Consider the following 7,196-nt stretch of genomic DNA (forward strand, 5'->3'; position numbering starts at 1 on the left):
TACGCATTGCGGCTTCTTGAATCCATCCTTTGCATGATATTTCTGTTCCGGTTGGCGCGATTATGGTTTTTTGATTTGTTAGCATCATCAATCCTTAAAATGCTTTTCTAATAAATTATCATACTGTTTATATAAAGATTTGTATAACCATTTTTTAATAAACCAGCTCTTGTTCATTTCTTTTTTCATAAAATTACAGTTTTTTCACTTTGTCAATATCAGAATATGTTCCGATGAGAATAAGTGCATCTCCGTCCTGCAAAATTTCCGATGCCGGACTAAACGGGGTGGACCTATCTATTACAGCGGAAAAAATATCGACCAAAGGGCGGCCGAATTCCTGGCCGAAATAGCCCATTACCGGGACGGCCATAATTTAACCATAAATCCCGATCACGCCGCCTTGATCGTCATCGACATGCAACGCTATTTCCTCGATAAGGAATCTCATGCGTATGTCCGTAGCAGTCCCGCCGTTGTGAATAATATCATAAAACTCCAGACCGCTTTTCTTAATCACAACCTGACCCTGATTCAAACCCGGCATCTTAATACACCAAAAGGCGCGGGCCGTATGAATCTATGGTGGGCCGATGTCATCACCGAAGCCAATCCTCTATCGGAAATCGATGATCGCCTGATATCCGATCGAGCTGTCATTGTGCGGAAGGAGCAATACGACGCTTTTCTCAATACCGATCTGGAGCATATTCTGACTCGACGGGGGATAAGCCAGCTTTTGATAACCGGGGTCCTGACTCATCTCTGCTGTGAGACAACCGCGCGCTCGGCATTCATGCGCGGTTTCGAAGTCTTTTTCGCAGTTGACGGCACCGCCACATACAGTGAAAAATTTCATCGAGCCGCATTACTGAATCTGTCGCATGGCTTTGCGGTACCAGTTCTGACTGGTGAAATTCTGGAGCAATTGGGCGGGAGAAACAAATGACTGACAGGATTGCCATTATCGGCGCCGGCCCGGCCGGTATTGCCGCGGCTATTCAGCTTAAACGATATGGTTTGGAATCGATTTTATTCGAATCTCATCGGGTCGGCGGTTTAATTCATAATGCATGGAAAATTGAAAACTATCCCGGTTTTCCGGATGGCATCCCCGGTGTGGAACTGGCCGCGGCCATGAAACAGCAGCTTGATGCCGCCAATGTTGTTCCGCATATTGAACGTGTCCGGCTCCTTGATTATGATAGTACCAAACAAATATTTCTCATTCTGACAGACCAAAACGAATATGAAGCCGAATTCATTATAGCCGCCAGCGGGACAAAACCAAAAAATATCGAAATTCTGGAATCGCTAGACGAAAGACTGAAAAAAAATGTGTACTATGAAATTGCACCGATTCTGGGCGCGAAAGATAAAACAATCGTCATCATCGGCGCCGGTGATATCGCCTTCGATTATGCGCTCAACCTGGCCGAAGAAAACAAAGTAGTAATCCTTAATCGATCCGCGAATTCAAGCGCCCTGCCGCTTCTGAAAAATCTTGTGTCAAAAAACGATCATATCAGTTATTATGAAAACGTTGATATTATTGGAATCGAGGAAACTGAGACTGGTTTGATGAAACTTATTTTTACCGGGGATGGCACCGCCAGTCCCATCGAATCCGATTATATCCTGGCTGCGGTTGGCCGTGAGCCGCAGGATACGTACTTCTCACCGGAGTTGGCACGGATAAGTGAAGAACTGCAACGGAAGGGCCGGCTTTATATGGCCGGTGATATTAAAAACGGAATTTTTCGTCAGGTCGGCATCGCCGTCGGTGACGGCCTTCTCGCCGCCATGCGGATATACCGTTCTCTGAAGGAAAACAAATCATGCGTATAATAGGTCAATCGGGCCGCGATGATCTGGCCACCGTATATATGGCCGAGTTGCAGCCCGATAGATATGTCGAGTTTGTCGAATCGGTCCAGCCGCCGTACCCGCGCGATGAAAAGTGGGTGCTGATCGTATCCACTCTCTATGGCTGCCCGGTCGGATGCCTCATGTGCGATGCCGGAGGCTGGTACAAGGGAAAACTCTCGGCCGAAGATATTCTTAATCAAATCAACTTTCTGGTTCTCAATCGTTACTCGGATCGTCATATCCCGGCTTCCAAATTCAAGATCCAATTTGCACGAATGGGGGAACCCTCACTGAATGACAATGTCCTTCATGTGCTGGAAGAACTTCCCCAAAGGTATGATGCGCCCGGTTTAATGCCCTGTATTTCGACCGTCGCTCCGAAAGGATCGGAAATGTTTTTTGAACGGCTTGCGGAAATAAAAGATAAATTGTATTCCAGCGGAAAATTCCAGATGCAGTTCTCGATTCATTCCACCTGCGATAAAACAAGAGACAAGATTATCCCGGTGAAAAAATGGGATTTCGATAAGATTGCCGCATATGCCACCCGGTTTTACCGCCATGGTGACCGTAAAATCGCCCTCAATTTCGCCTTGGCCGAAAATTATCCGGTATCGACCGCCATCATTGCCGAAAAATTCGATCCAAATATTTTCATGGTAAAAATTACGCCGGTCAATCCAACCATTAATGCCGAGAGCAACGGCATAATCAATCTGGTCAATGACAAAAATCGAATAAGAGTCGATGATTTATTGAATGATTTATACAAATCCGGTTTTGACGTCATTTTGAGCGTCGGGGAACTTGAAGAAAACCGCATCGGCAGCAATTGCGGGCAATATATCAAACATTTCATGAATACCGGCATCGAGCCCGATGCCGCGTATAATTACGAATTTTCCCCGATAACACCTTCGTTCAAACCCTGAAATCCCGCCAATTATATTGCAACCCGGACTTGATATTTCCCGTAGAATTAACATATTGGGGTGTTTTTTGTATTGGCAGTAAGTAGTTTAAACCTTTTCAACAGGGAGGTAATTGATGACCTTCAGCAAACGAATTAATTTCATTCTCATCCTCACCTTGTTTCTGCTGATCGCAGGTATCGGAACCGCTTCAGCCCAGGTGGAAGGAGCCAAAACCAGAGATCAGATCGACGACAAGTATAAGTGGAATCTGGCCGATTTCTTTCCATCGGATGAAGCCTGGGAGGAAACATACAAGTATGTAGAAGGCTATTTCCCAGGGATCGAGAGTTACCGTGGAAAACTCGGCGAATCGCCGGAAACCATTGTGGAATGTCTTCAAATGAGCGATTCGATCAGCAGTACCGCTCACCGCCTGTATGTCTATGCCAATCTCAAATACGACGAGGACCAGCGGGTCAGCCAATACCAGGAACTCAGTACCCGCACGCGCATGCTCTATTCGCAGATCGGCCAGGCATCATCCTTTATCGAGCCGGAAATTCTCGAAATTCCCAGCGAAACTCTGCAATCATTCCTGAAAAGCGGCAAACTTGGAATTTATAAATTTTATATAGATGATTTGCTTCGGAAAAAATCGCACATTTTGTCGGCCCAGCAGGAAGAAATATTGGCCCTGTCCAGTCCGCTGGCGAGCGGCCCGAGCAAAATATTTCAGATGATCGACAATGCCGATATCAAATTCCCGAATGTCAAAGATGAGGACGGCAATGAAATCGAACTGACACGCGGAAGATACAGCCGGCTTCTCGAATCAAAAAATCGTGAAGTGCGTCGCGAGGCCAGTGAGGCTTATAACAGTGCCTATACCGGTTATGTCAACTCGCTCGGCGCCACCCTGGCTTCCTCGGTCAATGGCGATGTTTTTTATACCAAGGCGCGCGGCTATAACAGCTGCCTCGAAAATTCGCTCGACGGCAACAATATCCCAACCGGCGTCTTTCACAGCCTGATCGAAACGGCCAGTAATAATCTCCAGCCCCTGCACAAATATACCACCGTCCGAAAAAAAGCGCTCGGCCTCGATACCCTCTTCGGTTTCGATATGTATGTTCCGCTGGTCGAGGATGTCAAACTGGAATATACCTATGACGAAGCGATTAAGATGGTCAAAGAAGCGCTCCAGCCGCTCGGCAAAGAGTATCAGAAAGGGCTCAACAAAATTCTTAATTCGCGCTGGGTCGATGTCTATGAAACCCAGAGCAAGGAAACCGGCGCCTATAGCTGGGGAACATATTCGGTTCATCCTGTCATGCTTCTCAATTTCAACGGGTCGCTCGACAATGTTTTCACCCTGGCTCATGAACTCGGCCATGCCATGAATTCCTACTACACCTACCAGAACGAGCCGTACCAATACGCCGGACATTCGCTGTTCTGCGCTGAAGTTGCCTCGACCGTCAATGAAGCGTTAATGGTTAAATACATGATGGAACGCGTCAAGACCAGAGAGGAGAGACTGTATCTCCTCAATCACTACATAAATCAGATTATGGGGACGTTCTACACCCAGGTATGGTTTTCAGAGTTCGAGCGCGATATTCATGACGTCGTCGAAAAGGGCGGCGCTCTTTCATCCGATTCGATGCGCAAGTTGTATCGCGATCTATATCAAAAATATTATGGCCCCGATTATTTTATTCCCGAGGGCCGCGACCTGGGCTGTCTGCGAATCAGCCATTTCTATCGTCAGTTTTATGTTTACCAATATGCCACCGGCTACGCCGCCGCCGAATTGATCGCCAAAAAGATCCTCGACGGCCAGCCCGGCGCCACCGACGCTTACCTTACCTTCCTTAAAACCGGAAGTTCCGATTATCCCATCAATATTCTTAAAAAGGCCGGGGTCGATATGACCACCACCGAGCCCTATGAGAATGTTATCAATACTTTCGGTAAGCTGGTGGACCAGTTCGAAAAAGTTCTTTTCGAAAAAGAGGGTTGATAACCCGTTACCGTTGAAATAAATAGCAGCCGGGTGCCGGTGTCGGGCACCCGGTTTTTTATTTGACGCCGGACTGGACAAAAGCGGCTTCATTTGTTATATATACACGTCTTGTTTAATTTTAATTACAGGAGTTATTATGAGGTTATTGGTTTTATTGATGTCCGTCCTCTTCATTATTGGAATGGTGGCCTGTGCCGGCGACAAAACCGATACTGAAGCCAACAAGGAAACCGAAGTGAAAAACGAGGCCGCGACCGAAGCTCCGAAGGAAGTCACTCCGCCCGCCACCGACTACGCCGCTGTGGCCGGCGACACTGTTACCACCGCCTCCGGGCTGAAATATATCGTTATCAAAGCCGGCGAGGGCAAGTCGCCCGCGAGCGCGCAGACCGTTCAGGTCCATTACACCGGCTGGTTGACCGATGGCAAGAAATTCGACAGCTCGGTCGATCGCGGACAGCCGTTCGAGTTCCAGATCGGCGTCGGTCGTGTTATCAAGGGCTGGGATGAAGGCGTTATGACCATGAAGGAAGGCGGCAAGCGTCGTCTGATTATCCCGCCGCAACTGGCCTATGGTGAACGCGGCGCCGGCGGTGTAATTCCCCCCAACGCCACCCTTGTTTTTGACGTTGAATTGTTAAAGGTCAAGTAAAATAGGCTGTAATTAGGCAAAAAACCGGTTGACATAAGAAATCGGTTATATATTTTACAGGGCTTAAAGAGAATTGGTGTGGGGGTGTAGCTCAGTGGTAGAGCATCTGCCTTTTAAGCAGAGGGTCGATGGTTCGATCCCATCCACCCTCACCAAATGAAACGATGCGCCATTAGCTCAGTTGGTAGAGCAGCTGACTCTTAATCAGCGGGCCCAAGGTTCGAGTCCTTGATGGCGCATTTTTTATTGAACAGCCATAATTATATTAAAATCTGACCGCCGAGCATGACAAGAATCAAATTAACTTAACACTTCCATAAAATCTGTCCAGAAGGGCCATCTATTCCGATACAATAATAGGATTATTGGGAGGCTTGCTAAAAAATATTTAATTTGTCGAATGAAATACTTCCACTTATTGGCAAATGATCCTCCAAATACAATGTATAATTGAGATCACATTTATTTTTTCTTTGATAATTATAAGTTCCATGGTCAAAACGATAATATAGTTTATGGCGGCTATTCATTCCCAACAATTCAATAGTCTCACCGGGAAATATTCTCTGTTCCCAGTTAACTAAAATTTGTCTATATTCCGCTCCATTTATGAAAGTGGATTCTATTTCATCTAGATTCTGAGAGTCTATTATTTTAATATATTGAGGCCAGGAAAATTTGAATCGCATTCTTCCTTGATCAGGCGGTATTATAAGTGCAATTATTATCTTCAAGCCATAAATGTGTAGATCGGAAATTATATTTTTTTCTTTAAAACCTATTTCAATTCTTGCGGCCTGCTTTACAGTATTACTCGGGGCATTCGTATTTGGTATATTTGCCACAATTGATATAATCTCCATTAGCTCAATTGCCAAGGATTTTACTCCATTTCTCGTATTTCCTGCGACTCTATCCGCTAATATTGGAGATCTTTGAAAAACATCCTGGCGATCGACATTATGCCAGATTGGCAAAATGACCTTTTGGCCCCCAATTTCCTTTTGGACAAGTCCAGACAATTCCTTCTGAGGCCAAGATTTTTCGAAAAAACTAGGGCTTAAAATAACGATTCCGTATTTACAGTGAATTAAACCCTCATTGATTTTTTCGCTTAAGCTGTCTCCGATTTTAAGCACCCAACTGTCTAGCCAAACCTTAGCACCTTGATTTCTTAATTCACTGGCAAGTGGCTCTACCACATCCTGTTTATCTTCACTTGCATGACAAATAAAAAAATCCCATCCATTCTGCATTATAAGGCCCCTATAATTGGCATTATTTTTGCCATGTATGTAAGATTTCTAATAGTCCTGCGGCAGTAACTTTGCCAATTTTTCTAAATCATCAACAACAAATCCAATTCCGATTGGATTTACGGGAGATTCATAATCTGCGTACTGATTCCTTGCAATATTTAGATTGCGCAATCTAGATAATATTTCGTCCCTAAATATAATAGTCTCTACTTTAAAATTTCTATTATAATTATTCATGTTCTCATTGTAATGCTGGGACATTGCTTTTGTATACTCTTCCCAACTGCCGTATTTCTTTTGCCAGTCATAAAATTCATATTCAAAATTGTCCATACTTTCCTGTAAATCCCTAATTGAGGCAATTATTCTAAGAGTGGAATTGGTCTTCCCCTAAAAAAATGGACACATAGTTAAGATAGGGTAGCCGCCCGTTCGAAGTCAACTGGATTTTTAAAACCCAGGCTCGAATGACGGCG

At 45.1% G+C, this 7,196-nt stretch carries 8 protein-coding genes and 2 tRNA genes; 7 read left to right on the forward strand and 3 right to left on the reverse strand.

Annotated elements, in window-relative coordinates; genetic code table 11:
* Window positions 1-193: 193 nt before the first annotated feature.
* Window positions 194-373 carry a hypothetical protein gene (locus CVT49_16295; protein ID PKK81928.1) on the reverse strand — a complete coding sequence of 60 codons (180 nt, stop codon included), beginning with the start codon at window positions 371-373 and terminating at the stop codon, window positions 194-196.
* Between the two features lie 30 nt (window positions 374-403).
* Between CVT49_16295 and CVT49_16300 the strand changes: the two genes are divergently transcribed.
* From CVT49_16300 to CVT49_16330, 7 genes are all read left to right on the forward strand, one after another.
* On the forward strand, window positions 404-949 hold the full coding sequence (locus CVT49_16300) for a hypothetical protein (GenBank protein ID PKK81929.1): 546 nt from the start codon (window positions 404-406) through the stop codon (window positions 947-949).
* Window positions 946-1,848, forward strand: a complete 903-nt coding sequence (locus tag CVT49_16305; GenBank protein ID PKK81930.1) for a hypothetical protein — start codon at window positions 946-948, stop codon at window positions 1,846-1,848. Before CVT49_16300 ends, CVT49_16305 begins: the two co-directional genes overlap by 4 nt.
* A complete protein-coding gene (locus tag CVT49_16310; GenBank protein PKK81931.1) occupies window positions 1,839-2,801 on the forward strand; it encodes a radical SAM protein in 963 nt (320 codons plus the stop codon). Before CVT49_16305 ends, CVT49_16310 begins: the two co-directional genes overlap by 10 nt.
* A 115-nt stretch (window positions 2,802-2,916) precedes the next feature.
* Complete coding sequence (pepF, locus tag CVT49_16315; GenBank protein ID PKK81932.1) at window positions 2,917-4,806, forward strand: oligoendopeptidase F; 1,890 nt, start codon at window positions 2,917-2,919, stop codon at window positions 4,804-4,806.
* Window positions 4,807-4,945: 139 nt separating this feature from the next.
* On the forward strand, window positions 4,946-5,461 hold the full coding sequence (locus tag CVT49_16320) for a peptidylprolyl isomerase (protein ID PKK81933.1): 516 nt from the start codon (window positions 4,946-4,948) through the stop codon (window positions 5,459-5,461).
* Window positions 5,462-5,541: 80 nt separating this feature from the next.
* Window positions 5,542-5,616, forward strand: a tRNA-Lys gene (locus CVT49_16325).
* An 11-nt stretch (window positions 5,617-5,627) separates the two neighbouring features.
* Window positions 5,628-5,700, forward strand: a tRNA-Lys gene (locus CVT49_16330).
* A gap of 138 nt (window positions 5,701-5,838) precedes the next feature.
* Here CVT49_16330 and CVT49_16335 read toward each other — a convergent pair.
* Together CVT49_16335 and CVT49_16340 are read right to left on the reverse strand one after the other, a co-directional pair.
* Entirely contained in the window at window positions 5,839-6,717 is an 879-nt protein-coding gene (locus CVT49_16335; GenBank protein PKK81934.1) for a hypothetical protein, read from the reverse strand.
* 48 nt (window positions 6,718-6,765) lie between these two features.
* A complete protein-coding gene (locus CVT49_16340) occupies window positions 6,766-7,053 on the reverse strand; it encodes a hypothetical protein (protein ID PKK81935.1) in 288 nt (95 codons plus the stop codon).
* Window positions 7,054-7,196: the final 143 nt, after the last annotated feature.

Source organism: candidate division Zixibacteria bacterium HGW-Zixibacteria-1 (assembly GCA_002838945.1).
GTDB lineage: Bacteria > Zixibacteria > MSB-5A5 > GN15 > PGXB01 > PGXB01.